Below are 24,619 nucleotides of genomic sequence, written 5' to 3'. Positions count from 1 at the left end.
AGTTCCTATTATAATTCTTCGATTGTTTGGAAGTTATTAGTAAATACGCAGATATTGCCTGCAATAGTTAAGCTTTTCTCTACTATTTCACGAGCGCTTAAATCTGTATTTTCTAATAGAGCAGTAGCTGCTGATTGGGCAAAGTTGCCGCCGCTGCCAATTGCAATTAGGTCGTTTTCTGGCTGCACAACATCGCCGTTACCGGTAATGATTAAAGAGGCGGTTTCATCGGCAACAGCAAGAAGGGCTTCAAGTTTTCGAAGTGCTCTATCGCTGCGCCAATCTTTGGCCATTTCTACTGCAGCTTTGGTTAGGTTACCTTGGTGCATTTCTAGTTTGCTTTCGAAGCGTTCGAAAAGGGTAAAGGCATCAGCAGTACCGCCAGCAAAACCAGCGATTACTTTGCCATTATAAAGACGTCGAACTTTACGGGCATTGCCCTTCATTACGGTGTTGCCAAGTGAAACTTGGCCATCGCCGCCGATTACTACTTTGTCGCCGCGGCGTACACTTACAATAGTGGTCATGTTATTCCTCATCATCGAGTTGCAGTGGCAACTCGTAAAAAACGATTATGATGAGGTTATATGGGTGAATGGTTTATTTTCAAGTCCAGCCCCAAATTCCGCAGCCGACTATTTTTACACGTTTAAGTTTGTTCTTATCGCTTTCGGCTTGGCGTTTGGTTTTATAAGGGCCTAAGCGTACTTTGTACCAAATACCATTGCTGCCTTTTGCTTCTTTTATTTCAGAAATTAGCCCTGCAAATGCTATTTTAGCTTTAAGTGATTCGGCTTGTGCATGAGTTTTAAACGATCCGCACTGCATAACATACGGGCCTTTTTGCTCAATTTCTTTTACCTCAACCTGAATTTCGTGCTCTCTGATCTCTTTAATAAACTCAGGCGTGCGCGGTATCGCTACTTCTACTTTTTTTGCAGGCGTAGGGTTAGCTTGTTTTTCTACCAGTTTTGGGTCGGCATTACTTTTTATAAACCATAATCCGTAAGCAAAACCGCCAACGAGTAACAAGGCAATAATTACTAATAGGATTGGGAAGGGCTTTTTAGCCGGTGCTTGTTTTTTACTGTTTCTGCCTGCAGGCTTTTTATTAATATAATCGTGCTGTGCCATGGTGTTATTGTGGCCTTAACCTAAATCATGTCTATAGGGTCTACGTCTAAGCTCCAGCGAACTTTTTGTGCTAGTTTGCTAGTACTTAAATAATCAACCATTTGCGAAAGATACTGGTGTAATACGCGGCGATCTTGCGCTTGAATATGTAATTGAAAACGATACATACCTGCAACTCTCTCAAGAGGTGCGGGGATCGGACCGAGCAATTGTATACCAGATACCCCATTTACAGGAACCAAATCCGTCAAAAAATCGACGACTTGTTTAATACTGTGCCCTTGCGCCCTGACAATCGCCATATTAGTGATTGGCGGTAAATCTGCATCATCTCGCTCGCTTAAAGCAAAACGAGCAAAGTCTTGATAGCCGTTATTAACTAAATCTTGTAAAAGAGGGTGTTCTGGAAAGTGCGTTTGTAATAATACTTGCCCGGGTTCGCCAGAGCGACCAGCACGTCCTGCAACTTGCGTAACTAACTGCGCTAAGTGTTCTGTTGCTCTAAAATCGCAAGAGTATAAACCGCTATCTACATCTAAAATAAGTACCAAGCTTACATCTGCAAAGTGATGGCCTTTAGCAAGCATTTGTGTACCTACTAATATGCGTGCGCCACCGAGATTTATTTCATCTAGTGCTTTTTCAAGGCTTCCCTTGCGACGGGTTGAATCGCGATCTATACGTGTTACTGGTGTGTCAGGAAACTCGCTCGATAAAAACTCTTCTATTTGCTCAGTTCCTTTACCGTTAGGAAAAATTTGCGTGCTTCCGCAGTCAGGGCATTGATGCGGAACATGGTATTGATCGCCACAATGATGACAGATCATTTGGCCTATTGCTTTGTGAAAAGTCGCACTGGTACTGCAGCGTTTGCACTCGCTTAGCCAGCCACACTCATGACAAATAAGGGTTGGCGAAAAACCACGACGATTTAAAAACACCATCACCTGTTTACCGCGATTTAAATGTTGGCGCATAGTTGCAAGGCTTGCATGTGCAATCCCTGCTTGATCAGGCTGCCCTTTCATATCAAGTAATTTAAATTGGTTATCGGTGGCCGTTTGCGCTCGTTCAGTAAGACTTAAAAGCTGGTATTTGTTATTTATAGCTTTATGTAGGGTTTCGAGTGCGGGCGTTGCACTGCCTAAAATAAGTGGTATTTTGTGCTGAAAAGCACGGTATGCTGCTAAATCTCGAGCGTGGTAGCGTAAGGTGTCTTGTTGCTTGAATGATGAGTCGTGTTCTTCATCAACCACTATCATACCGAGTTTTAAAAATGGCAGGAAAATACTCGAACGTGTGCCTATTACTATAGCGCAACTGCCTTTTTCGCAAAAGCGCCATGTTTGTAAGCGTTCGTTGTCTGTAAGAGCCGAGTGCCATAACATAATCGGTGTATCAGGAAAGCGCCGACGAAAACGGTTTACAGTTTGCGGCGTCAGGCCTATTTCTGGCACTAATACTAATGCTTGCTCGCCGTGCTTTAAAACTTCCTCAAGGCATTGTAAATATACTTCGGTTTTACCACTGCCCGTGACACCTTCTAATAAGAAGCTTTTAAAGCCAGTGCTTTGGTTAATGGCAGTACAGGCAACAGCTTGTTCTTTATTTAATACCGGTTTGGTACCAACGGTAGGCGCAACACTTTGCCATTGATTATCGTGCTCAATAGTTTGTGTTATTAAATCTTTATCTATTAAGCTATCGATTGTTTTTTTACTAAAGCCTAGCGCTTTTAATTCAGTTAACGATGATTTACCTGATTGCGATAGCTGCTTTAATAGATTTAACTGAGTTTTAGCTTTTAGCGAAGGGATTTTTGCGCCTTTCTCAGTAAGGGTAACCATATTAATACTGGTTTTATCGGGTGATTCACCTTGGCGAAGAGCCCCCGGTAGCGCAATGTGTATAGTTTCGCCAAGTGGGTAGCAATAATATCGAGCTGTAAAGCTAAGTAAATCTAAGTGCTGGGCGCTTAAAATAGGGGAGTCGTCGATGACTTCTATTATGTTTTTTATTTTGTTCTCTGGTACATCAGTCGTATTTTTAACACTGAGAATAACAGCTACTTTCTTTTGATTGCCAAATGGCACTAAAACACGCATGCCCGGCTCAAGCGGCGTTGATAACCCGCTGAGTTGTTCTTCTACTTTATAGTCAAAGGTGCGTGGTAGCGGGACTTTAATGGCAACTTCAACAAAACGCATAACAACTTCACCCATAAAATTAATTGCCTAATGTACTAAAAATATGTCTAAAAACCTATAAGGAATAGCACTATAGAAAGAGGTTGTTCACTTTTTTAGCAAAAACATAAATTAATACTTGTGTAGGGGGGGGTTGTTGGATAAAATCCGCGACCAACAAATTTGTTTTAACGACGTATGGTGCCAGACTTCGGGTTTGGAGAGCGATGCGGCCTTAACTAGAGGTTCCTATGAAAGAAGGTATTCACCCTAAGTACGAAGTAATTTCTGCAACATGTTCATGCGGAAACAAATTCGAAACTAGCTCAACTCTTTGTAAAGACATTCACTTAGACGTATGTTCTGCGTGTCACCCGTTTTACACTGGTAAGCAAAAGATTTTAGACACTGGCGGCCGTGTTGATCGCTTCAACAAGCGCTTCGGTGCACTTAGCAGCAAGAAGTAATTATTGCTGTTTAGTTAAAAAAAGCACCTTAGGGTGCTTTTTTTGTGCCTAAAATTTACTTATTTAACCGACTTTAGTTATTTACGCTTTTGCATAACTATTTCTGCCTTTTATTATGAGTATGCATAAACCTTTGCAGACAAATCTATTTATATTCTCTATATTTTAATTAGTACATTTTTTAACTAGGTTGATAAAAGTAGCCAACGTGGAGTCATCTGTTTTTAAAGTAGAGTAATAGGCTATTATTTTAGATTTATAGTAATACTTTAAACGTACATTTTATAAAGAACATTGGAGACATAAAAGCACCTCAAAACGACCTTTTTTGGTGAATTTTTATTTATTAAATGTCGATATAATCCAGCAAAGTTACTGAAAAACCTCTTAAAATTAAAGGATATAGCATATAACAGGATAGACCTGATATTGCTTGGAATTTAAAAATAATAAGGGTATCTTACCCCAAGACACCACCTCTCACTTTAACTTAAATTGCAGGATACCATCGCGTTATGTCAGACTTTCGTGAACAAGCACTACATTATCACTCACACCCAGTACCAGGTAAAATTAGCATTGAACTAACCAAACCCGCCGAAACGGTTCAAGATCTTGCGCTTGCGTATAGCCCCGGTGTTGCCGAACCCGTTCGTGAAATAGCTGCAGACCCTGCTAATGCTTATAAATATACCGGCAAAGGTAATATGGTTGCGGTAATTACTAATGGCACTGCAATTTTAGGCCTAGGGAATTTAGGGCCTTTAGCATCTAAGCCTGTAATGGAAGGTAAAGCGTTATTGTTTAAACGTTTTGCTGGGCTTGATTCAATCGATATTGAAGTTAAGCATCGTACGACTGAAGATTTCATTAATACTGTTGCAAATATTGCTGATACGTTTGGCGGTATCAACCTTGAAGATATCAAAGCACCAGAGTGTTTTGAAATTGAAAAAGCATTAATTGAACGCTGTAGTATTCCGGTTTTTCATGATGATCAGCACGGTACTGCTATTGTAACTGCTGCTGGCATGCTAAACGCGCTAGAAGTGCAGGGTAAGTCAATTGAAGATGCGATTATTGTATGTTTAGGTGCAGGCGCTGCTGCCGTGGCGTGTATGGAGCTGCTCATTAAGTGTGGCGCACTTCGCGAGCATATTTATATGTTGGATCGTAAGGGTGTTATTCATACACGTCGTGATGACTTAAACGAATACAAGCAGCTGTTTGCTAACAATACCGATAAGCGTACTTTACAAGATGTAATTGCAGACGCTGACGTATTTGTAGGCGTTTCTGGCCCTAACTTGCTAGCAGCTGAAGATCTAAAGCTAATGGCAGAAAAACCTGTGGTGTTTGCATGTTCAAACCCAGATCCTGAGATCGATCCTGCACTTGCTCATGGTGCACGCAACGACTTAATTATGGCTACGGGGCGCTCTGACTACCCTAACCAAGTTAACAACGTTTTATGTTTTCCGTTTATTTTTCGTGGTGCACTAGATGTACGCGCAAGCGCTATTAACGATGAAATGAAAATTGCTGCGGTAGAAGCTATTCGTAGTATTGCTAAAGAGCCAGTACCAGCAGAAGTATTAAAAGCTGCGGGCGTTGATAAGCTTGAATTTGGTGCACAGTACATTATTCCTAAGCCAATGGATCCGCGCCTACTACCTCGTATAGCTAAAGCTGTAGCTGTAGCTGCGGTAGAATCGGGTGTTGCGCAAATTGACTTACCTGAAAATTACATGGCTTAAAGGTATATGCTAAAACAAAAAAACCTCAGCAATTGCTGAGGTTTTTGATTAAAAAGGTAACGATTTATTCTTCGTTTAAAATAGGCACTTCTAAACCCATTTCTTGCATTATCTTTTTAACTTCTTCAGGTACTTTTTCTGCGTTGTCTTTACGTAAGTCATCGTCATTTGGTAATGGCTGGCCTGTAAATGCATGCAAAAACGCTTCGCATAACAACTCACTGTTTGTTGCATGGCGAAGGTTATTTATTTGACGGCGCGTGCGCTCATCCGTTAAAACTTTTAATACATTTAGCGGGATCGAAACGGTGATCTTTTTAACTTGCTCTGATTTTTTCCCGTGTTCTGCGTATGGGTGAATATACTCACCATTCCATTTAGCCATAAGATGTATCGTTGCCTCAGATTATTAATTTCTCACACGGCGTAAAAAGCGTGTAAATATGCGTGAAATTCTATCGATTTAAAAAAGATAGTCAAATAATAGATACCAATCTATCTTAATAAGCCGGCTGTAATTGTAAATATAGCCCCATTCAAGTTTTATAAGTTAGTTATTTTTAGCCATCTAGAGCTTTAAAAGCTTTGACTTATCAAAATGGATAACTTACTCTTTTGGACGTCTAAACATCCAAATTAATCAGGTGACGAATATGAGCGAAAAAAACAAAGCGACTATTGCAGTACGTAATGGCGTAGATGCAGATAAACACCATGGCGCTGTAGTTCCGCCAATTTATTTATCGACTACGTATTCGTTTGCCGACTTTGATACTAAGCGTCAGTACGATTATGGGCGCAGCGGTAATCCCAATCGCGATATCTTAGCTGAAACATTGGCTGAACTTGAAGGTGGTGCGCGCGGTATTATTACTGCCACAGGCATGGCTGCCGTGCATTTAGCGACTCAGTTATTAAATAATGACGATACACTGGTTATTCCACATGATTGTTATGGTGGAAGCTACCGTTTATTTACGTCTTTGCAAAAACGCGGATTACTAAAGCTTGAAGTTTTAGATTTAACCAAGCAAGAAAACTTAGATAAAATTTTAGCAATAAAACCTAAATTAATATGGATTGAAACACCAAGTAACCCAGTACTGCGCTTAACAGATATTAAAGCAGTGACTGATATAGCTAAGCAGTGCGGGGCACTTGTTGCTGCAGATAACACGTTTTTATCACCTGCGCTGCAAAACCCAATTAAATTTGGTGTAGATATTGTTGTTCACTCGACGACTAAATATATCAATGGTCATTCTGATGTTGTGGGCGGCGCTGTGATAGCTGCAACACAAGAGCTTGGTGATGAGTTAGCTTGGTGGGCAAATAACATTGGTATTACAGGTGCACCATTTGATAGCTATTTAACGCTTCGTGGCTTGCGTACTTTAAATGTACGTTTAAGACAGCATCAAGAAAACGCACTTGCAATTGCCAAGTACCTTGAAAGCTCTGAATTTGTGAGCCAAGTTTACTACCCAGGACTTGAGTCGCACCCTCAACATGCATTGGCAAAGGCCCAGCAACTTGGCTTTGGTGGTATGGTCAGTTTTGATATTAAAGGCGATGTTAACGACGCTGCGGCATTTTTAACAAGCCTTGAGACATTTAGCTTAGCAGAGTCGCTAGGCGGCGTAGAGAGCTTAATTTGCCACCCTGCAACGATGACGCATGCAGGAATGGAGCCTAAAGCCCGTTTAGAAGCGGGAGTGGGTGATACGCTCATTCGTATTTCGGTAGGTATTGAAGATATAAATGACTTAGTTGCTGATTTTGAACGCGTGTTTGAACTTGTAAAACCAGGGAAAAATAAAAACATTGGCCGTGTAGGTAAAGGTGCTGGCACGCCTGGTGGCAATGTGAAATTAAGTGCAGCCCGCCCGGCGCTTTCGTAAGTAATACCAATGCGCAATAATACCTAATCAATTTGAGGGATTAAACCGACGCTAACTTCGTTAAAAATTTCTTATATAGAACAACTAAACAACGAAATTTTGGCCTTGTTATCGACACGGTTTTCTTATCCTCAAAATAGACATCTTAATTAAGCGAATTGGTATAAATATGGTCAATTGTGTACATAAATTTGGTGGGTCAAGCTTAAGCTCTAGTGAGCGCTATCAAAGCGTAGCTAAAATAATTATTGGGCATACTCAGCCAGGCGACTGTGTTGTGGTATCTGCTGCTGGTAAAACCACAGATACACTTGTGTCGTTGTGGCAAAGTTATCAGCAGCAAGACACACAAGCTGTCGCTGATATTTTACTGCAGTTAAATAACCATCAAAGCGATTTAATTGAGCAATTATTACAAGCTGATTTAAAGCGCAGCGCACTTAAAACATTACTCGAAGAACTAAATATTATTGCAAGCTTAGCGCAAAGTGAGCAGCTCAAAGAAGCGCAATTACTTGCCCATGGTGAGTTATGGTCTGCACGATTATTGGCTGCATATTTACAACAGTTAAACGTACATGCCTGCGCACACGATGCTCGCCTGCTTTTTACTTTAAATGATGGCGAATTACGCCATGCTCAAAATAAGCTGCAATGTAACAGTGTTATTGATACCAATAAAATGAATGTAGTAACCGGGTTCATAGCGGCAAATACACTTGGCGATACGGTAACGCTTGGTCGTAATGGTAGTGATTACAGCGCGACATTACTTGCCAGTTATTGTGATGCCAAACAGGTATGCATTTGGACTGACACGCAAGGTGTATTTAGTACCGATCCGCGTAAAGTAAAAAAGGCAATTAAGTACGCTAAAGTGTGTCGCACTCAGGCCAATTTACTAGCACGATTAGGCAACCCCGTTTTGCATGCTAAAACGTTATCGCCTTTAAAAAATACCAATATAAAGCTAGCTGTACGCAGTAGTTTTGATGTTCAAGCAAGTCCAACTCATATTGTTAAAGAAGGTCTAGCTAAGAAAAAACGCTTTATAACGACGCTACAAAATGTTGATTTATTAACAGTAGAAGGCTTGAGTGAAGGTGAGGTTGCAAGTGTTAGCCAGCTTATTCAGCATAGTCTTCATCACTTTAACCATAATGGCGAAGTGTATTTAGTCGTACCGGCTGCACAAACATATCAAGTTATTAATTACTTTGCTGGTAGAGCTAATATTAGTGAGTCGAATTTAAACGGCTGTGCAGTTGTTGCCCCAGAGCAAGACATCAGCACACTTAAACTGCAAGCTTTAGAAGTATTAGCTGAGCAAACTATAAAACCGCGTTTTGTACATCAAGATAATGGTTATGTTTTATTACTAACTGACCAATTTATTGATAGCGATGTGCAAAGCACATTGCACGATAAGCTAGTTAACAAAGGCCAAGAAATTGCGATTATAGTAGCAGGGTTAGGTAATGTAGGTGGAGTGTTTATACACCAACTGGCGGATCAATTTGAGCGCCTAAGTGGTGACTTTAGTATTAAATTAGTTGCTTTGGTTCGCTCTCAAGAGATGCTGTTTAATCCAAGTGGAGTTAACCCTCAAACATGGGAAAAACAATGGCAGCTTGAGGCCAAAAAATACCAAAGTAATGATTTGTTAAATGCAATTAACGAGCTTGATTACGAGCATAAAGTAGTAATTGATATTACTGCTAGTGAGCAATTTAGCCAGCTTTATACTGACTTTGTGCAAAGCGACTGCCATTTAATTAGTGCAAATAAATATGCGGGCACAGCGCCTACACTTTGGTATCAAACCCTTAGAAATAATTTGGCAGAGCGCAACCTACACTGGCGTTATAACACAAGTGTAGGGGCAGGCTTACCTATAAACTTTGCTTTAGCTGATTTACAAAATAGTGGCGATAAAATCACTCGAATAGAAGGCGTGTTTTCTGGCACATTATCGTGGTTATGCAGTAAATATGATGGCAGTGTTGCGTTTTCAGAGTTAGTGCTTGAAGCACAAAAAATGGGTTTTACAGAGCCTGATCCGCGTGAAGACTTATCTGGGCGTGATATGCAGCGTAAGCTACTTATTTTAGCCCGAGAGCTAGGTGTAGAGCTTGAGCTTGACGATATAAGCCTGTCGGCACTTATGCCGGTTGAACTTGCTCAGGGTAGCTGGGACGACTTTATAGATAAAAAAACGCAGCTTGATGCATTTATTGAAAAACACGCTACAGCAGCGCAAGCTAAAAATGCCGTGCTTAGATACACAGGGTTATTAGAAATCGCGCATGATAAAGTTATTGCAAAAGTAGGCATTACCTACGTGCCAAACGGTGATGCGCTAGCAAACTTAACACCTGGCGATAATATTTTTGTGATCAACAGTAAATGGTACAGCGACAATGCATTGGTTATTCAAGGCCCTGGGGCGGGTAGTGAAGTAACTGCGGCGGGTGTTCATTCTGATTTATATTGGCTTGTGCAAAACTTAAAATAAGGTGTGTATATTGATATAAAAACGGCGGCTTAAATTAAGCCGCCGTTTTTTGTTTATAAATGCTTTAGAATAGCTCTTCTTCTGTTTTTGTATCTTCTTCAAATATATCGTTAGGCTGAGATAACACATATTTAGTCGGTGCTGTGCCTTTTTCAAAATATTCAAAGCGGCTTGTATAATCATTTTTATGGCTAAGTAAGCCAGTCGCTAAATCAATACGAATAGAGACAAGTCCTTCGGGTGGTTCAATCGGCGCTTCAGGGGTGCCTTCAAGTGCAGCCCTCATAAACTCAACCCAGGCTGGCTGGGCCGTTTTTGCGCCCGATTCTGCACCAGATATTTGACCGCTATCTAGGTTGTTATTGTAGGTTGAGCGACCTAGTGGGTTACCCGGGTTATCAAACCCTACCCATACAGAGGTCACTACTTTGCTATTAAAGCCACTAAACCAGGTATCAACAGAGTCGTTGGTTGTACCCGTTTTACCAGAAAGATCGCGACGTTCTAGTGCTTGTGCTCGCCAGCCCGTGCCACTCCAGCCTGTTTTATTTGCCCAGCTTCCACCGCCCCAAATACCGCTGTGCATTGCATCGGCAATTAAAAACGCATTTTGCTTAGATATAATGCGAGGAGCGCATTGACGAGGTTGCTCTACTTCATCAGCACTGTTGCTTAACGTAAGCTCATTGCTTAGTGGAGTAGTGTTTTCATCACAGGCCATTGCAGGGTTAGCTTTAAATAAAACATTGCCATAAGCATCTTGAATTTCTGAGATAAAGTAAGGTTCTATTAAATGACCACCATTAGCAAAGCTGCTCATACCACGAGCTAGTTCTAGAGGTGTTATAGAGGCGCTACCAAGAGCAAGTGACTCACTACGGTTAATATCTGAGTTTTTAAAACCAAACTTTAATAAGTGATCAGCTGTGCGTTGCAGTCCAACGCCACGTAGTAAACGTACTGAAATTACGTTTTTAGATTGCGCTAAAGCACGGCGAATACGTATTGGACCATTATAAACTGCAGGGCTGTTTTTAGGTCGCCATGCAACGCCTTGGCTTTTATCCCACTGGTTAATGGGGGCATCGTTTAGTATTGATGCCAGCGTATAGCCTTTCTCTAGCGCTGCTGAGTAAATAAACGGTTTAATGTTTGAGCCGACTTGGCGTTTAGCTTGTACTGCGCGGTTGTATTGGCTTTGCTCAAAGCTGTAACCACCTACAATTGCCTTAATTCTGCCATCTTGCGGATCAAGCGACACAATAGCGCTCGCAGCTTCTGGTATCTGGCTTAGTATATAAGAGTCGTCTTTGTTTTTACGTAACCATATTTGCATACCCGGGGTCAAAATGTCGGTGGCGACTTTTGGCGCAAAGCTTTGACGGTAACGTGTAATGTATTTACGCGCCCACTTTAAATTATTCCAATCAAGAGTAGTACGTTGGCCATTTTTTAAAATAACATCAGCGGTTTTTTCATTTACTTTTAATACTACCGCGGCGTTTAAATCGCCAAGTTCTTTTACTGGTTTTAATTTATCGATAATTTGCTGTTGTGTTAAAGCTGGTTGTGTTTCTGGATCCCATAAAACATCAACAGGCCCTCTAAAACCATGGCGCATATCGTAGTTATGTAAATTATTAACTAGCGCTGTTTGTGCTGCTTTTTGAACGCGAGATTCAACAGAGGTAAAAATTTTAAAACCAGAATTATAGGCTTTATCAACCCCGTAACGAGATACCATTTCAGCACGAACCATTTCAGAAATATAAGGTGCGTATAAATCTATCTCTGCGCCATGGAAATACGCAGTTATAGGCTGGTTGGTTGCTTCATTATATTGTTCTTGGGTGATGTAGTTTTCAGTTAATAAACGGCCTAAAACAACATTTCGGCGTGCTTTTGCACGAGTCGGGTTACGAATAGGGTTTAAAGCAGAAGGCGCTTTAGGTAGGCCTGCAATCATCGCCATTTGTGCAAGTGTTAAATCTTTTAACTCTTTACCATAATAAACTTGTGCTGCAGCACCAATACCGAATGCACGGTTACCTAATTCTATTTTATTAAGGTAGAGCTCTAAAATTTCGTCTTTAGTTAATACATTTTCTATGTGTAACGCTATAAATATTTCTTTAACTTTACGGATATACGCTTTTTCGCGTGTTAAAAAGAAATTTCGAGCAAGCTGCATCGTTATAGTACTCGCCCCTTGCTTTTTTTCACCGGTAGAAATAAGCACAATAGCAGAGCGAACAATACCAATGGGGTCTATGCCAACATGATCATAAAATCGATTATCTTCAGTCGCTAAAAATGCATTAATCAGGGGCTGTGGTATTTCATCAATAGTGACAGGAATACGACGTTTTTCACCAAATTGATTGATCAAAAGGCCATCTTTAGTGAATACTTGCATAGGAGTTTGTAATTGCACGTCTTTTAAAACTTGCACACTGGGGATATCAGGTTTAACGTAGTAATAAAGACTGATTAATGTAATCAGACCAATTAACGTACAAATGATAAAAAATTGTAAAGTTCGTTTTAATAAAATCACTTATATTTCCCTAAATGGACTCCCAATTGCGAGTTTTGACTGCTAGTATATATTGATTAAAAAATGAATAATATTTTTTCAGATAAAAATTATAACTTGTTTATTATTAAAACAAAGGCCAAGTTGCAAACATGCTAAGTCAACTATTTCAAAAGCCGTCTCCGATGATGGTAGGGATTGATATTGGATCGCACTCAATTAAGGCAGTGCTTTTACGTGAAATTGAAACTGGATTTCGACTAGAAGCACTTGCAATTGAACCGATGCCAAAAGGCGCTATGAGTGAGCGTACTATTCAGGATATTGAAGCGATTGGTAATATAATTTCAAAATTAAGAAGAAAACTACCAAAGTCGCTAAAATCTGCTGCAGTGGCTGTTTCAGGCCAAACAGTTATTACCAAAGTTATTTTCATGGATGTGTCGTTAACTGATGCTGAACTTGAATCGCAAATTGAAATTGAAGCCGATAGTTTAATTCCATACCCTCTTGATGAAGTGAGCTTAGATTTTGAAAAGCTCTCTACCAATGAGGCCGATCCTACCAAAATGAATGTATTATTATCTGCCGCTAGAACTGAAAGCGTAGAAGCCCGTGTTGGAGCTCTCGAAACTGCAAATTTAGAAGCTAAAATTGTTGATGTTGAAAGCTATGCATTAAGCAGAGCAATGGATGTTTACTATCAACAGTTACCTAGTGATGCATTTAACAAGTGCGTGGCAGTCGTTGATATTGGTGCCGTTTTAATGCTTGTAAGTGTAGTTCAAGCTGGTGAAACTATTTATACCCGAGATCAGGTGTTTGGTGGCGATCAATACACTAATAGTATTGTTAGTTATTACAATAAAGGCTTTGATGAAGCCGAGATTGGTAAAACGTCGGGGGATTTACCGCCAAACTATACCTTTGAAGTATTAGCGCCTTTTCAAACGTCGCTATTGCAGCAGGTTCGTCGTGCGGTACAAATGTTTTTAACAACCAGTGGTAAAGAGCAAATAGATTATATTGTACTTACTGGTGGCACATCGATGATTAAAGGGATAGACCGACTACTTATCGAAGAGCTAGGTATTCACTCTGTCGTTGCAGAACCTTTTGCTAATATGGAAATCTCTCCAAAGGTTGATCGCAATGTAATGCAGCGCCATAGAACGCAGTTTGCAATTGCAACGGGCTTGGCATTAAGGAGTTTTTCATCATGCCACATATAAATCTACTGCCTTGGCGTGAACTACAACGTGAAGAATCAAAAAAGAAGTTTGTTACTATACTCATTGGTGTAGTTATAATTTGTTTTGCGAGTATGTACTTACTTAGCTCTTTTTATAGCGGGCTTAAAGATGGACAAAACCTAAAAAATAATTATTTAAGTTCAGAAATTAGCATGCTAGATAAAAAAATAAGTGAAATAAGAAACTTAGATAAAAGAAAAGAAAATTTACAACAGCGAATGAGACTAATTGAAGAATTACAAAGTAGCCGTAACTTGGGTACACAAATAATGGATGAAGTGGCCAAAATAGTCCCTGCAGGTGTTTATTTAACAAAACTTGAGCGAAGAGGAAGTCAAATTCATGTCCTAGGTCGCAGCGAATCTAATAACCGCTTATCAACAATGCTACGCCAAGTGCAAAGTTCATATTTATTGGAGCGTCCATCAATGCAGGGCATTGTTGCAGGCGATCAATCTTCGCGTTTACTCAGTGATTTTAATATGGAGTTTTACGTAAAACCATTTGACCAAATCGGTGAGGTTAGCGATGAACCTTGATTTTAAAGCTCTGAGCGAAATAGATTGGAATGAAATTGAATTAGATAATATTGGCGATTGGCCTATTGCAGTTAAGGCAATTTGCTGCACTTTTGTAGCGGGACTTGTCTTATTCTTTAGCTATAGCTTATTGGTCTCTGATGAAATTGATAGCTATCACAGTGCGGTAGCAAAAGAAATTGAACTACGAACAACGTACAGAACCAAATATGCGGTTGCGAGTAAACTTGATATTTATCGTCAGCAAATGATTGATATGGAAGAAAAGTTTTCTCAGTTATTAAAGCGCTTACCTACGTCAAACGAAACACCAGGTTTACTTGACGATTTATCGTATGTAGGTACAACCAGTGGGTTAACGTTTCTAAAAATAGGCTGGTTACCAGAGGTCGAAAAAGAATTTTATACGGAGCTACCTATCAAAATAGAAGTAATAGGTACGTACCATGAGTTTGGTGAATTTGTAGGAAAAGTAGCCCAATTACCGCGTATTGTAAGCTTACATGACTTTTCTATTTTATCATCGGGTAATAAACAACTAACATTCAGTGTAGTAGCTAAAACATATCGTTATGAAGAAGGGGTGAAGAAATGAACCTTTTTCGCATTATGCCTGTGGCAGTTGTTTTAGTTTTAAGTGGTTGTAATGATGACACCTCGGAGCAAAAAGAATTTATAGACCAAGTTAAAGCAAGCACCACGCCTAAAGTAGAGTCTATTCCGGAGCTTACTAAATTTGAAATTTTTGAATACAGCGCTGAGCAATTGCGTAGTCCGTTTGTAGCGCCGCAGCCAGAAATAATTCAAAATAAATTAACGCAAATAAAAAACTGTTTGCATCCAGATCCTGAGCGTCGCCGTGAGCCACTTGAAAAATACCCATTAGACAACTTAGCTATGAAAGGAACTATTGGTTCTAGCGGCCAGGTTTGGGCATTAATAACTGCGGCAGACGATACTTTGCATCGTGTAACTGTTGGAAATTATCTTGGTAGCTACGATGGAAAAGTTAAAGTAGTAAATAACGATTATATAGAATTAGTGGAATTAATCCCTGATGGGTCTGGTTGTTGGAAAGAGCGCCTGACTAAATTAGAAATGTTAGAGGCGGCAACAAATGGCGCAAATTAATAATAAAAAAGGTAAAAATAACATGCATAAGGATGTACTTTGGCTTAAAAGCATTTCCCGGTCATTATTGGCGACAGTCGCTTTAATAACCGCAAATGCAGCCATTGCAGGGCCGCTACTTTATGATGTTCGTTATAATCCACTCCTTAAAGGTGAAACTGAATTACAGCTCGTTTTTGATGAAGAATTAACGCTTGAACCAAAAGTGCAGGTTTTTAATAGTCCTGCTCGCATTGAAATGTTCTTCGATACAGCCGAGCTTGAAGTTGGTTTGAATGATGTTGCTGTAAACCAAGCGGGCATTAGTAGCGTTACCAATGTTTTGACTGACAAGGGCTTAAAAGTAAGCGTAAACCTAGATAGATTAAAAATTTACGAAACTGAAGTTCATAACAATTTAGTGTCTATACGTGTTTCAGATAATCCACTTACAGAGTCAGATAGTGAAGATGTTGCTATGGATTCAAGTGATGTAAGTGGAAATTACATTAACCGAATTCAATCAATTGACTTTAGACGTGGTGAAAAAGGCGAAGCAAAGGTACTTGTTTTTTTACAAGACACTCAAGCCGCAATTGAAGTACATGAGAGCGGTGGCAAAATTTATGCAGACTTTCACCATACAGATATTTTAGATGACTTACTTTATGAGCTGGATGTTTTAGACTTTGGTACTGTTGTAAGTAATATCGAAACGTTTAAAGAAGAAGGGTTAAGCAGGGTTGTTATAGAACCTAATGCTCAATTTACATTTACCTATCAGCAAATAGATAATATTTTAACGCTCACTGTAGAAAAAGATGAAACGCAAAATGCGTACTTAGATGGTGGTGTTGAGTATCAAGGTCGTCCTATGACCTTAAATTTTCAAGATATTTCTGTACGTGCAGCATTACAAATTATTGCAGGCTATAACGACTTTAACCTCGTAACAAGTGACTCAGTAACCGGTAATATCACACTTCGTTTAGATGGCGTGCCATGGGATCAAGCGCTTGATGTAGTACTACGTATTAAGGGTTTAGATAAGCGCATGGATGGGTCTATTCTAATGGTGGCGCCTGCAGAAGAACTAGCTGCACGTGAAGCTAAAGATCTAAAAGCTAAGCAGCAAGTTGAAGACTTAGAGCCACTTTATAGTGAATACATTCGATTAAATTATGCTAAAGCGGAAGATTTTGCTGATCTATTAAAAACAGATACAAACAGTATTATTACTGCCCGCGGTAGTGTATCGGTAGATTTACGTACTAATACCTTACTAATAAAAGACACTGTTAAGAGTATCGAAAATATTCGTCGTATGATTGAGACACTCGATATTCCGGTCCAGCAAGTTGTTATTGAGTCTCGTATGGTAACTGTGCGCGATAATGTCACTGAGGATTTAGGTGTGCGCTGGGGCTTTAGCGATCAGCAAGGTAGTGATGGTATTTCTGGCTCACTAGAGGGTGCAGAAACTATATCTAACGGCACTATTCCAGATTTAACCGATAGGCTAAATGTAAACTTACCGATTACTAATCCCGCGGCGAGTATTGGTTTACATATTGCAAAATTGGCTAATGGTACTTTAATTGACTTAGAGTTAAGTGCTCTTGAAGAAGAAAACAAAGGCGAGATTATTGCAAGCCCTCGCATTATTGCTGCAAACCAGCAAAAAGCGCGAATAGAGCAAGGTACTGAAATTCCTTACACTGAGTCTGCTTCAAGTGGTGCAACGACGGTTAGCTTTAAAAAGGCTGTATTGAGTTTAGAGGTTACGCCTCATATAACGCCTGATAATAAAGTTATTTTGGATTTAGTAATAACGCAAGATACTCGTGGTGACACAGTACAAACGGGTACAGGTGAAGCGGTGTCTATTGATACCCAAGAAATACAAACACAAGTGCTTGTTGAGAATGGCCAAACCGTAGTGCTAGGTGGTATATTTCAGCAGCAAATAATAAATACTACAAATAAAGTACCAGTTTTAGGTGACATTCCGTACGTAGGAAGGTTATTTAAAAGTACGAGTGAGTTCAATGAAAAGCGTGAACTGCTTATTTTCGTGACACCAAAAATCCAAATAGACTAAAATTTAGTGCTATTTTGTTAATCAACGGGCAATTATTTAGATTAATTGCTCGTTATATGGCTTTTTATTCTAATTGACTTGAAATACCCCGGCAATTACTGAGATAATCCCCTCCTTAATTTTGGGGCCAGGTCGTTAGGCGGGGTTTTATTTCAAATTTTAGAGTTCGTTTGTACTAAAAGATATGGCTGAGAAACGTAATATATTTCTAGTTGGCCCCATGGGGGCTGGCAAAAGCACGATTGGTCGTCACATCGCTGACCAATTACACCTTGAATTTGTTGATTCTGATCAAGAAATCGAACGCCGCACAGGTGCAGATATTGCATGGGTATTCGATCTTGAAGGTGAAGAAGGCTTTAGACTTCGAGAAGAGTCTGTTATTGGCGATTTAACTGAAATGCAAGGTATTGTACTTGCTACCGGTGGTGGTTCAGTAATGAGCAAAGAAGTTCGAAACAAGCTTTCGGCTCGCGGTATCGTTGTATACCTAGAGACACCTATAGAAAAGCAAGTTGCACGCACGCAACGCGATAAGCGTCGCCCATTACTGCAAACTGAAGAAGCACCTCGTAATGTACTAGAGCGCTTAGCAGAAGAACGCGAGCCACTATACAAAGAAGTTGCTGATTTTGTTGTACGCACCGATGAGCAAAGCGCTAAAGTTGTTGCTAACCAAATCATCGAGAAATTAGATTTTTAAAAACCAATAATAAAGGAAATAACAAAGCATGCTTGAATTAACTGTTAATTTGGACGAGCGAAGTTATCCTATTTTTATTGGTCAATCTGCACTTCAAGATAATGGCCGCCTTGTTCACCATATTGGTGATTGTCGGCCTATCATCATCACTAACGACACCGTAGCGCCTTTATATTTACAAGGTTTGCTTGATTCGTTAGCTGAACTGAACCCTCTTTCTTTTATCATTCCAGACGGTGAACAATACAAGTCGTTAGAATGGTTTGAAAAAATATCTGCTTTTTTACTGCAAAATAACTGCGGTCGAGACACCTGTTTAATTGCATTAGGCGGTGGTGTTATTGGCGATTTAACTGGCTTTGTTGCTGCGTGTTATCAGCGCGGTGTGCCATTTATACAAATTCCAACCACTGTATTATCGCAAGTTGATTCATCAGTAGGCGGAAAAACAGCAGTAAATCATCCATTAGGTAAAAATATGATAGGGGCTTTTTATCAGCCACAAGCTGTTTTTATTGATACTAATACATTGCACACTTTACCTATGCGAGAATTTGCCGCAGGCATGGCAGAAGTTATTAAGTATGGATTGATTTACGATACCGAGCTATTTACATATATTGAGCAAAATGCAGCTAATTTAAAGCAATTAGATGAAGAGTGTTTACAGCATATTATTTTTAGATGCTGTGAAATTAAAGCGCTTATAGTTGCTCAAGACGAAAAAGAACATGGTTTACGCGCACTACTTAATTTAGGCCACACATTTGCTCATGCAATAGAGGCTCAAATGGGTTATGGGATATGGTTGCATGGAGAAGCCGTAGCAACAGGAATGGTATTAGCTGCAAAACTTGCACATACTCGTGGTGACTTATCGCAAAGTGAAGTAAATAGAGTAGTAACGTTACTTAAACTTTATGACTTACCTACTGAAATTCCAAACGAAATGACTAGTGAGCAGTTTTTAACGCATATGCGTAAAGACAAAAAGAATAAAAAAGGAACTATACGCTTTATTTTACCTACTCAATTTGGCCAATGTGCACTTGTAGATGATGTGTCTGACGACCAAGTTAGAGCGTTAATCGAACAATAATGCAGGCGCAAATTTTACCAAGCCGTGCGGCTTTGGTGGATAGGATCGCACTGCAATTTGAGTACGGGCAAAATTTAATTGTTTTACTAGGCACATCAGGGCTTGGTAAAAGCTATATGCTTGAAACCTTCATTACCGATAAGTATAACGACTTTAATAAAGCATTTGTGCATATAAGTGCTCAAACAACTGACGCTCAGCTAATGAGTGATTTATTAGAGCAAAGCTTTAACTCCCCGCTAATCGATCATACCTTGAGTCTGTCTGAAAATTATTATCAGTTATTGCAACAGCAACCGTGTGGGCCTTGTTTGTGGGTACTTGATGGTGGAAGGCAATTATCTGATGAAATGTTAGTTGAGCTTGAGCTACTTTCAAAAAACAGCCCTAATACTCTGTATATTATGATTGCTTCGCAATCTAAACTACCTATCAGTAACGCAGTTGAGATTTACCTAGAAGCATTAACACTTAGAGAAAGTAAGATGTTGATGCAGTGGTACTTTACTGATTTACCTTATGATGAGGACCCTGTATTTAGTACGTTTTTAGCTGAAGCTCATGGTAATCCAAGTTTACTACTTGCTTGGCAACCTAGCGAGCATGTTGCTGATGTAATTGTTAAGGATAAAGTGTCTTGGCGTTTGCATTTATTGATTTTAATGTTACTGATTATGCTTTTAATAATTGGCTTGCTTTATAAGTCAGATATGACGCAGTGGTGGCAGCAATACTATCAGCAAGAAGAGTCGCAAGTGTTAACCACCGCAATACCTGTAGAGCAAGTGGCTAAAGGGAATGCTAAAAATGAACAAGTAATAAGTAGCCCTGCATCAGATCAAATAGTACCTGAACAATCAGTGTCTGCTAAAGTGCACATCAATGATGTGCCCGCTATTATGCAAAGCCTTACTACTGCAAATAAAAGCCTTGTAAATGATGCTCAGAGCAATAAGGCGAGTAACCTAAATATTAATGAGTCTAAAACGCCAATAGATGAAAAAGTAAATGCAATAGAACAGCCTAAAATTGATCTAAATACTAGTTGGTACTCAAAGCAAGCAGATACAAGTTTGGTTATACAATTACTTGCTGTAACTCAGCAAAAAGTAAGTGATGAATTTATTGCTCAATATAATCTACAAGAGCAAACCCATACTTATCAAACAATACGTAATAATAAGATGTGGTGGGTGGTTACTTTTGGTAACTTTACCAGTTTAAACGAAGCAAAATCGGCGATGGTCAGTTTGCCTGCTGAGGTTAGAAAAAATAAACCTTTCTATAAAAAAATTAGTAAAATAAAACAAGAAATTGCACTTGTTGATCAGTAAAATACACTACTTTAGTGTAAAATCGCGCAACAGCAGATTGAAGTAAAGAGCCAATGCAACAAAAGAGTAGAGCCTTCCTTAAGTGGGCTGGCGGAAAGTACAGCCTAGTTGAAGATATTAATGCGCGATTAAATAAAGCTAGCAAGCATGCTGATACGCTGGTTGAACCTTTCGTTGGTGCTGGCTCGGTGTTTTTAAATAGTAATTTTAAACATTACATTCTCAACGATATAAATGCTGACTTAATTAACTTATACAAAGAACTAAAAAATTCACCAGATGAGTTTATTAGTGATGCAAAAAAGCTATTTGTTGATTTGAATAACCACGCAGATGCTTATTACGAATACCGAGTACAGTTTAATCAAAGTAGCGATGTATATGAAAGAGCCATGCTTTTTTTATATATGAATCGCCATGGTTACAATGGGCTTTGTAGGTATAACTTAAAAGGTATTTTTAATGTACCGTTTGGTAAATATAAAAAGCCTTACTTTCCTGAAAAAGAAATGTACTTTTTTGCAGAAAAAGCGCAAAAAGCTACTTTTACCTGCTTAGGTTACGATGACGTTTTTAAGCTAGTACCCAGTAACGCTGTTATTTATTGCGATCCACCTTATGTGCCATTAAGTAAAACGGCTTCGTTTACGTCGTACGCTAAAGGAGGGTTCAATTTAGATGATCAAGCAAACCTCGCCAACTTGGCCGAACAAGCTGCATTTGAAAATAATACACCGGTACTTATTTCTAACCACGATACGGTATGGACGCGAAAAATTTATAGCCAAGCATCGCTTGATCAAATTAAAGTAAAGCGGACTATTAGCCCTAAAGGCGGATCACGAAATAAAGTTGACGAGCTGATGGCTATGTATTTAGCACCCAAGCAACCACTGCGTAAATTGCGATAATAAAAACTATAAAAAGTATAATTGCGATTGTAATAACAGAGACTGGAGAGTGTTGTTTAAAGTCAGCTTTGCGTTTATGTTCTGATTGAACACCAAAAAATGCAGCTAGCACACTTTGAAACGCGCTAATAAGCTGCAACATTATTTAAAATAGAGGTTTTAACGAAGGCGGGTTTTTAGAATCTTCAGAACTAGTTAAAAGCTCTAGTAAATCTAAATAATGAAACTGGGCACTGCGGCTATCGCCCGTTAGCCATGAAAACCATGACGAGTCTTCTTCTACTTTTACACACGCTATAGCATTTTGTGTATTAGTGCTTACGGTTTGATGCTGGCAATTATTAACTAAGCTTAAATCTTGCTCAGAGCTTGGTGCAAAACTAAATGCCCCAATAAATAATAACGCCGACGCAATTAAGATCCCTGTTTTAAATGCACGCATAATATTAGCCTAAAATTAGTTACTCCTTTAATAATAACAAAAGCTGTATAAATAACAAACTAATATTTACCTATAATAGCTAAAATCCTTTATTAATAAATACTTATATTATCTACAAAGCTTAAAAATGATTTGTCATTTACTTTGTATTACTTGGGAAACGTCAGCAATTACGTTACATTAAGGCCATACTTAACTGATTGACGGATTACTATGTTAAACCCTGAACAAAAATACTTAATAGCGCCTTCAATTTTATCAGCTGACTTTGCAAAACTGGGTGAGGATGTAGATAAAGTTCTCGCTGCAGGTGCTGATGTAGTGCATTTTGATGTAATGGACAATCATTATGTGCCTAACCTCACTATTGGTCCTATGGTATGTAAAGCACTCAGAGATTATGGAGTAACCGCGCCGATTGATGTGCATTTAATGGTGAAGCCTGTAGATAGCATAATACCTTTGTTTGCTGAGGCTGGTGCTTCTATTATTACTTTTCATCCAGAGGCTAGCGAGCATATTGACCGCACAATTCAGTTAATAAAAGATCATGGCTGTAAAGCGGGTTTAGTATTTAACCCTGCTACTAGCTTAAGTTACCTCGACCATGTTATCGATAAACTAGATACAATATTGCTTATGTCGGTTAACCCAGGTTTTGGCGGGCAAAGCTTTATACCTCACACACTTGAAAAGTTAGCACAAGCTAAGCAACGTATTATTGAATCAGGCCGTGATATTCGCTTAGAAGTAGATGGCGGTATTAAGGTTGATAACATAGCAGCAGCGGCAGAGGCAGGAGCCGATATGTTTGTAGCTGGCTCTGCAATCTTTAATCAGCCTGATTACAAAGTAGTGATCGATCAAATGCGTGAGCAGCTAGGAAGTGTAAAGCAATGAAGTATGATGTAGCTTTATTTGATCTTGATGGCACCTTAGTTGATAGCGTTTACGATTTATACATAGCTATAAATTTAACGCTTAGCGATTTAGCTTTTCCTATTGTTAGCCAAAGCCTTGTAGAGAGCTGGGTAGGAAATGGCGTCGAAACATTAGTAATGCGTGCACTTAGTGGTGATATGCAAATAAGTGAGCATCTTGATGAAGCACTTAGTAATAAAGCCATTATTTTGTTTTATCAACATTATGAGCAACAAGTTGGCGAGTACAGTGTACTGTACCAGCATGTAGAAACGGGTCTTAGTGCATTACGCGGCATGCCAAAAGCATTAATCACTAATAAAGCACGTATATTTACCGAAAAACTACTGGATAAGCTTTCCCTCACTAGCCATTTCGAAGTAATTATATGTGGTGACGACATGGCAAAAAAACCATCGCCTGAGCCTTTGTTATTTGCATGCAATAAGCTCAATGTTGAACCCAGCAAAGCTATTATGATTGGTGACTCTAAAAGCGATATACTCGCCGCACATGCCGCTAAAATTGATGTTATAGCTTTAAATTACGGCTATAACCAAGGTGAAAACCTTGCAGATTATAATCCGCAGTACCTATGCGATAACTTCTTAGATATAATACCTGTTCTAACGCAGCGTTAAATATTATTAATTACTAAATAAAGGAAAATCATGAGTAAACCAGTAGTATTAAGTGGCATGCAGCCAACCGGTGGTATGACAATAGGCAACTATGTTGGTGCTATTAACCAGTGGGTTAAGCTACAGGAAGAATATGATAGCTACTTTATGCTTGCAGATTTACATGCGATTACGGTACGCCAAGACCCCGAATTACTTCGCGCTCGCGTATTGGACGGAGTTGCACTATATACAGCATGTGGTATCAATCCAGAAAAAGCAGCGCTATTTGTACAATCTCAAGTGCCAGAACATGCTCAACTAGGTTGGGTTTTAAACTGTTATGCGCAAATGGGTGAATTAAATCGTATGACGCAGTTTAAAGATAAGTCAGCAACGCACGCTAACAATATTAACGTGGGTTTATTTGCTTATCCAGCTTTGCAAGCGGCTGATATTTTATTGTATCAAGCTGATAAAGTGCCAGTAGGGGACGATCAAAAGCAGCATTTAGAGCTGACTCGTGATATTGCTACGCGCTTTAATAATGTATATGGCGACATTTTTACGCTACCAGAACCGTATATTCCTGAATTTGGTGCTCGCGTAATGAGCCTACAAGATCCACTTAAAAAGATGTCAAAGTCAGATGAAAATCCAAATGGTTTTATCATGATGCTAGACGAGCCTAAAAAGATTGAGAAAAAACTTAAAAAAGCAGTAACAGACTCAGACGAACAAGCACGAATCTACTTTGATCGAGCAGAAAAACCAGGCGTATCGAACTTACTTACTTTATTAAGTGTTGCAACTAAACGCTCAATTGAAGAGCTAGTGCCTGAGTACGAAGATAAAATGTATGGCCATTTAAAGAAAGATACCGCTGATGCTGTTGTAAGCATGATTGAGCCTATTCAAGCTCGCTTTAAAGAGATCAGAGAAGATCAAACGCTCCTCAATAACATCATGAAAAAAGGTGCTGAAAAAGCGAGTGCTCGAGCTGAGGTGACGTTAAAAGCTGTTTATGATGCAGTTGGATTTATTCAACGTCCATAAGGTAGCTTTACCACTTATGTAAAAATGCCGCTTA

23 protein-coding genes are annotated in these 24,619 nt (G+C 39.3%); 16 read left to right on the top strand and 7 right to left on the bottom strand.

Features of this window, described 5'->3' with window-relative positions; genetic code table 11:
- Nucleotides 1-8: 8 nt before the first annotated feature.
- The 3 genes from hslV to priA all read right to left on the bottom strand — a co-directional run bounded on the left by hslV (nucleotide 9) and on the right by priA (nucleotide 3,341).
- The gene (gene hslV / locus CWC11_RS09965; RefSeq protein WP_002958366.1) at nucleotides 9-527 is read right to left on the bottom strand and encodes an ATP-dependent protease subunit HslV; all 519 of its coding nucleotides are present in this window, start codon (nucleotides 525-527) and stop codon (nucleotides 9-11) included.
- 79 nt (nucleotides 528-606) lie between these two features.
- Nucleotides 607-1,134, bottom strand: a complete 528-nt coding sequence (locus tag CWC11_RS09960) for an SPOR domain-containing protein (RefSeq protein ID WP_058547617.1) — start codon at nucleotides 1,132-1,134, stop codon at nucleotides 607-609.
- 20 nt (nucleotides 1,135-1,154) lie between these two features.
- Nucleotides 1,155-3,341 (bottom strand): primosomal protein N', encoded by a 2,187-nt coding sequence (priA, locus tag CWC11_RS09955; RefSeq protein WP_138682613.1) that lies wholly within the window; start codon nucleotides 3,339-3,341, stop codon nucleotides 1,155-1,157.
- A gap of 230 nt (nucleotides 3,342-3,571) precedes the next feature.
- On the opposite strand from priA, the gene rpmE reads away from it, so the two are divergent.
- Nucleotides 3,572-3,787, top strand: a complete 216-nt coding sequence (rpmE, locus tag CWC11_RS09950; protein ID WP_002958369.1) for a 50S ribosomal protein L31 — start codon at nucleotides 3,572-3,574, stop codon at nucleotides 3,785-3,787.
- A 515-nt stretch (nucleotides 3,788-4,302) separates the two neighbouring features.
- On the top strand, nucleotides 4,303-5,544 hold the full coding sequence (locus CWC11_RS09945; RefSeq protein ID WP_058547616.1) for a malic enzyme-like NAD(P)-binding protein: 1,242 nt from the start codon (nucleotides 4,303-4,305) through the stop codon (nucleotides 5,542-5,544).
- A gap of 64 nt (nucleotides 5,545-5,608) precedes the next feature.
- Here the strand turns inward: CWC11_RS09945 and metJ are convergent, their stop codons facing one another.
- Nucleotides 5,609-5,929: a met regulon transcriptional regulator MetJ gene (gene metJ / locus CWC11_RS09940; protein ID WP_002958371.1), complete on the bottom strand. Its 321-nt coding sequence runs from the start codon at nucleotides 5,927-5,929 to the stop codon at nucleotides 5,609-5,611.
- A gap of 268 nt (nucleotides 5,930-6,197) precedes the next feature.
- On the opposite strand from metJ, the gene metB reads away from it, so the two are divergent.
- A complete protein-coding gene (metB, locus tag CWC11_RS09935) occupies nucleotides 6,198-7,445 on the top strand; it encodes a cystathionine gamma-synthase (RefSeq protein ID WP_138682567.1) in 1,248 nt (415 codons plus the stop codon).
- A 169-nt stretch (nucleotides 7,446-7,614) separates the two neighbouring features.
- Complete coding sequence (metL, locus tag CWC11_RS09930) at nucleotides 7,615-9,960, top strand: bifunctional aspartate kinase/homoserine dehydrogenase II (RefSeq protein ID WP_138682566.1); 2,346 nt, start codon at nucleotides 7,615-7,617, stop codon at nucleotides 9,958-9,960.
- Nucleotides 9,961-10,024: 64 nt separating this feature from the next.
- Here metL and CWC11_RS09925 read toward each other — a convergent pair whose 3' ends face one another.
- The gene (locus CWC11_RS09925) at nucleotides 10,025-12,517 is read right to left on the bottom strand and encodes a penicillin-binding protein 1A (RefSeq protein WP_138682565.1); all 2,493 of its coding nucleotides are present in this window, start codon (nucleotides 12,515-12,517) and stop codon (nucleotides 10,025-10,027) included.
- Nucleotides 12,518-12,648: 131 nt separating this feature from the next.
- Here CWC11_RS09925 and CWC11_RS09920 point away from each other — a divergent pair, with 131 nt between their 5' ends.
- The 9 genes from CWC11_RS09920 to CWC11_RS09880 all read left to right on the top strand — a co-directional run bounded on the left by CWC11_RS09920 (nucleotide 12,649) and on the right by CWC11_RS09880 (nucleotide 21,546).
- Nucleotides 12,649-13,728 carry a pilus assembly protein PilM gene (locus CWC11_RS09920; RefSeq protein ID WP_058547612.1) on the top strand — a complete coding sequence of 360 codons (1,080 nt, stop codon included), beginning with the start codon at nucleotides 12,649-12,651 and terminating at the stop codon, nucleotides 13,726-13,728.
- Nucleotides 13,716-14,288 carry a PilN domain-containing protein gene (locus CWC11_RS09915; RefSeq protein ID WP_058547611.1) on the top strand — a complete coding sequence of 191 codons (573 nt, stop codon included), beginning with the start codon at nucleotides 13,716-13,718 and terminating at the stop codon, nucleotides 14,286-14,288. The genes CWC11_RS09920 and CWC11_RS09915 overlap by 13 nt, the downstream gene beginning before the upstream one ends.
- Complete coding sequence (locus CWC11_RS09910) at nucleotides 14,278-14,883, top strand: type IV pilus inner membrane component PilO (RefSeq protein ID WP_058547610.1); 606 nt, start codon at nucleotides 14,278-14,280, stop codon at nucleotides 14,881-14,883. Before CWC11_RS09915 ends, CWC11_RS09910 begins: the two co-directional genes overlap by 11 nt.
- Nucleotides 14,880-15,419 carry a pilus assembly protein PilP gene (locus CWC11_RS09905; protein WP_138682564.1) on the top strand — a complete coding sequence of 180 codons (540 nt, stop codon included), beginning with the start codon at nucleotides 14,880-14,882 and terminating at the stop codon, nucleotides 15,417-15,419. Before CWC11_RS09910 ends, CWC11_RS09905 begins: the two co-directional genes overlap by 4 nt.
- Nucleotides 15,406-17,499 carry a type IV pilus secretin PilQ gene (locus tag CWC11_RS09900; RefSeq protein WP_138682563.1) on the top strand — a complete coding sequence of 698 codons (2,094 nt, stop codon included), beginning with the start codon at nucleotides 15,406-15,408 and terminating at the stop codon, nucleotides 17,497-17,499. The genes CWC11_RS09905 and CWC11_RS09900 overlap by 14 nt, the downstream gene beginning before the upstream one ends.
- Nucleotides 17,500-17,683: 184 nt before the next feature.
- Nucleotides 17,684-18,202, top strand: coding sequence for a shikimate kinase AroK (gene aroK / locus CWC11_RS09895; protein ID WP_004589350.1), 519 nt, complete (start codon nucleotides 17,684-17,686; stop codon nucleotides 18,200-18,202).
- A 28-nt stretch (nucleotides 18,203-18,230) separates the two neighbouring features.
- Entirely contained in the window at nucleotides 18,231-19,301 is a 1,071-nt protein-coding gene (aroB, locus tag CWC11_RS09890) for a 3-dehydroquinate synthase (RefSeq protein WP_138682562.1), read from the top strand.
- Nucleotides 19,301-20,635 carry an AAA family ATPase gene (locus tag CWC11_RS09885; RefSeq protein WP_138682561.1) on the top strand — a complete coding sequence of 445 codons (1,335 nt, stop codon included), beginning with the start codon at nucleotides 19,301-19,303 and terminating at the stop codon, nucleotides 20,633-20,635. Before aroB ends, CWC11_RS09885 begins: the two co-directional genes overlap by 1 nt.
- A gap of 53 nt (nucleotides 20,636-20,688) precedes the next feature.
- Nucleotides 20,689-21,546, top strand: a complete 858-nt coding sequence (locus CWC11_RS09880) for a Dam family site-specific DNA-(adenine-N6)-methyltransferase (protein ID WP_138682560.1) — start codon at nucleotides 20,689-20,691, stop codon at nucleotides 21,544-21,546.
- Here the strand turns inward: CWC11_RS09880 and CWC11_RS09875 are convergent.
- Both CWC11_RS09875 and CWC11_RS09870 read right to left on the bottom strand, forming a co-directional pair.
- Nucleotides 21,503-21,688 (bottom strand): DUF2970 domain-containing protein, encoded by a 186-nt coding sequence (locus CWC11_RS09875; protein ID WP_138682559.1) that lies wholly within the window; start codon nucleotides 21,686-21,688, stop codon nucleotides 21,503-21,505. The genes CWC11_RS09880 and CWC11_RS09875 overlap by 44 nt on opposite strands.
- A gap of 3 nt (nucleotides 21,689-21,691) precedes the next feature.
- On the bottom strand, nucleotides 21,692-21,988 hold the full coding sequence (locus tag CWC11_RS09870) for a hypothetical protein (protein WP_138682558.1): 297 nt from the start codon (nucleotides 21,986-21,988) through the stop codon (nucleotides 21,692-21,694).
- A 213-nt stretch (nucleotides 21,989-22,201) separates the two neighbouring features.
- On the opposite strand from CWC11_RS09870, the gene rpe reads away from it, so the two are divergent.
- The 3 genes from rpe to trpS are packed head-to-tail and all read left to right on the top strand — an operon-like array spanning nucleotide 22,202 to nucleotide 24,585.
- Nucleotides 22,202-22,888, top strand: a complete 687-nt coding sequence (gene rpe / locus CWC11_RS09865; protein ID WP_138682557.1) for a ribulose-phosphate 3-epimerase — start codon at nucleotides 22,202-22,204, stop codon at nucleotides 22,886-22,888.
- Entirely contained in the window at nucleotides 22,885-23,550 is a 666-nt protein-coding gene (locus tag CWC11_RS09860; protein WP_138682556.1) for a phosphoglycolate phosphatase, read from the top strand. Before rpe ends, CWC11_RS09860 begins: the two co-directional genes overlap by 4 nt.
- 30 nt (nucleotides 23,551-23,580) lie before the next feature.
- Nucleotides 23,581-24,585, top strand: a complete 1,005-nt coding sequence (gene trpS / locus CWC11_RS09855) for a tryptophan--tRNA ligase (protein WP_138682555.1) — start codon at nucleotides 23,581-23,583, stop codon at nucleotides 24,583-24,585.
- The last annotated feature ends 34 nt before the right edge of the window (nucleotides 24,586-24,619 follow it).

Origin of the sequence: Pseudoalteromonas sp. S3178 (assembly GCF_005886985.1) — a bacterium.
GTDB classification, from domain to species: Bacteria; Pseudomonadota; Gammaproteobacteria; order Enterobacterales; family Alteromonadaceae; genus Pseudoalteromonas; species Pseudoalteromonas carrageenovora.
This window is presented reverse-complemented; position numbering and strand designations above follow the sequence as displayed.

Coding starts and splice junctions, on each gene's coding strand:
- hslV (WP_002958366.1), bottom strand. CDS start 527: ATGACCACTATTGTAAGTGTACGCCGCGGCGACAAAGTAGTAATCGGC.
- CWC11_RS09960 (WP_058547617.1), bottom strand. CDS start 1,134: ATGGCACAGCACGATTATATTAATAAAAAGCCTGCAGGCAGAAACAGT.
- priA (WP_138682613.1), bottom strand. CDS start 3,341: ATGCGTTTTGTTGAAGTTGCCATTAAAGTCCCGCTACCACGCACCTTT.
- rpmE (WP_002958369.1), top strand. CDS start 3,572: ATGAAAGAAGGTATTCACCCTAAGTACGAAGTAATTTCTGCAACATGT.
- CWC11_RS09945 (WP_058547616.1), top strand. CDS start 4,303: ATGTCAGACTTTCGTGAACAAGCACTACATTATCACTCACACCCAGTA.
- metJ (WP_002958371.1), bottom strand. CDS start 5,929: ATGGCTAAATGGAATGGTGAGTATATTCACCCATACGCAGAACACGGG.
- metB (WP_138682567.1), top strand. CDS start 6,198: ATGAGCGAAAAAAACAAAGCGACTATTGCAGTACGTAATGGCGTAGAT.
- metL (WP_138682566.1), top strand. CDS start 7,615: ATGGTCAATTGTGTACATAAATTTGGTGGGTCAAGCTTAAGCTCTAGT.
- CWC11_RS09920 (WP_058547612.1), top strand. CDS start 12,649: ATGCTAAGTCAACTATTTCAAAAGCCGTCTCCGATGATGGTAGGGATT.
- CWC11_RS09915 (WP_058547611.1), top strand. CDS start 13,716: ATGCCACATATAAATCTACTGCCTTGGCGTGAACTACAACGTGAAGAA.
- CWC11_RS09910 (WP_058547610.1), top strand. CDS start 14,278: ATGAACCTTGATTTTAAAGCTCTGAGCGAAATAGATTGGAATGAAATT.
- CWC11_RS09905 (WP_138682564.1), top strand. CDS start 14,880: ATGAACCTTTTTCGCATTATGCCTGTGGCAGTTGTTTTAGTTTTAAGT.
- CWC11_RS09900 (WP_138682563.1), top strand. CDS start 15,406: ATGGCGCAAATTAATAATAAAAAAGGTAAAAATAACATGCATAAGGAT.
- aroK (WP_004589350.1), top strand. CDS start 17,684: ATGGCTGAGAAACGTAATATATTTCTAGTTGGCCCCATGGGGGCTGGC.
- aroB (WP_138682562.1), top strand. CDS start 18,231: ATGCTTGAATTAACTGTTAATTTGGACGAGCGAAGTTATCCTATTTTT.
- CWC11_RS09885 (WP_138682561.1), top strand. CDS start 19,301: ATGCAGGCGCAAATTTTACCAAGCCGTGCGGCTTTGGTGGATAGGATC.
- CWC11_RS09880 (WP_138682560.1), top strand. CDS start 20,689: ATGCAACAAAAGAGTAGAGCCTTCCTTAAGTGGGCTGGCGGAAAGTAC.
- CWC11_RS09875 (WP_138682559.1), bottom strand. CDS start 21,688: ATGTTGCAGCTTATTAGCGCGTTTCAAAGTGTGCTAGCTGCATTTTTT.
- CWC11_RS09870 (WP_138682558.1), bottom strand. CDS start 21,988: ATGCGTGCATTTAAAACAGGGATCTTAATTGCGTCGGCGTTATTATTT.
- rpe (WP_138682557.1), top strand. CDS start 22,202: ATGTTAAACCCTGAACAAAAATACTTAATAGCGCCTTCAATTTTATCA.
- CWC11_RS09860 (WP_138682556.1), top strand. CDS start 22,885: ATGAAGTATGATGTAGCTTTATTTGATCTTGATGGCACCTTAGTTGAT.
- trpS (WP_138682555.1), top strand. CDS start 23,581: ATGAGTAAACCAGTAGTATTAAGTGGCATGCAGCCAACCGGTGGTATG.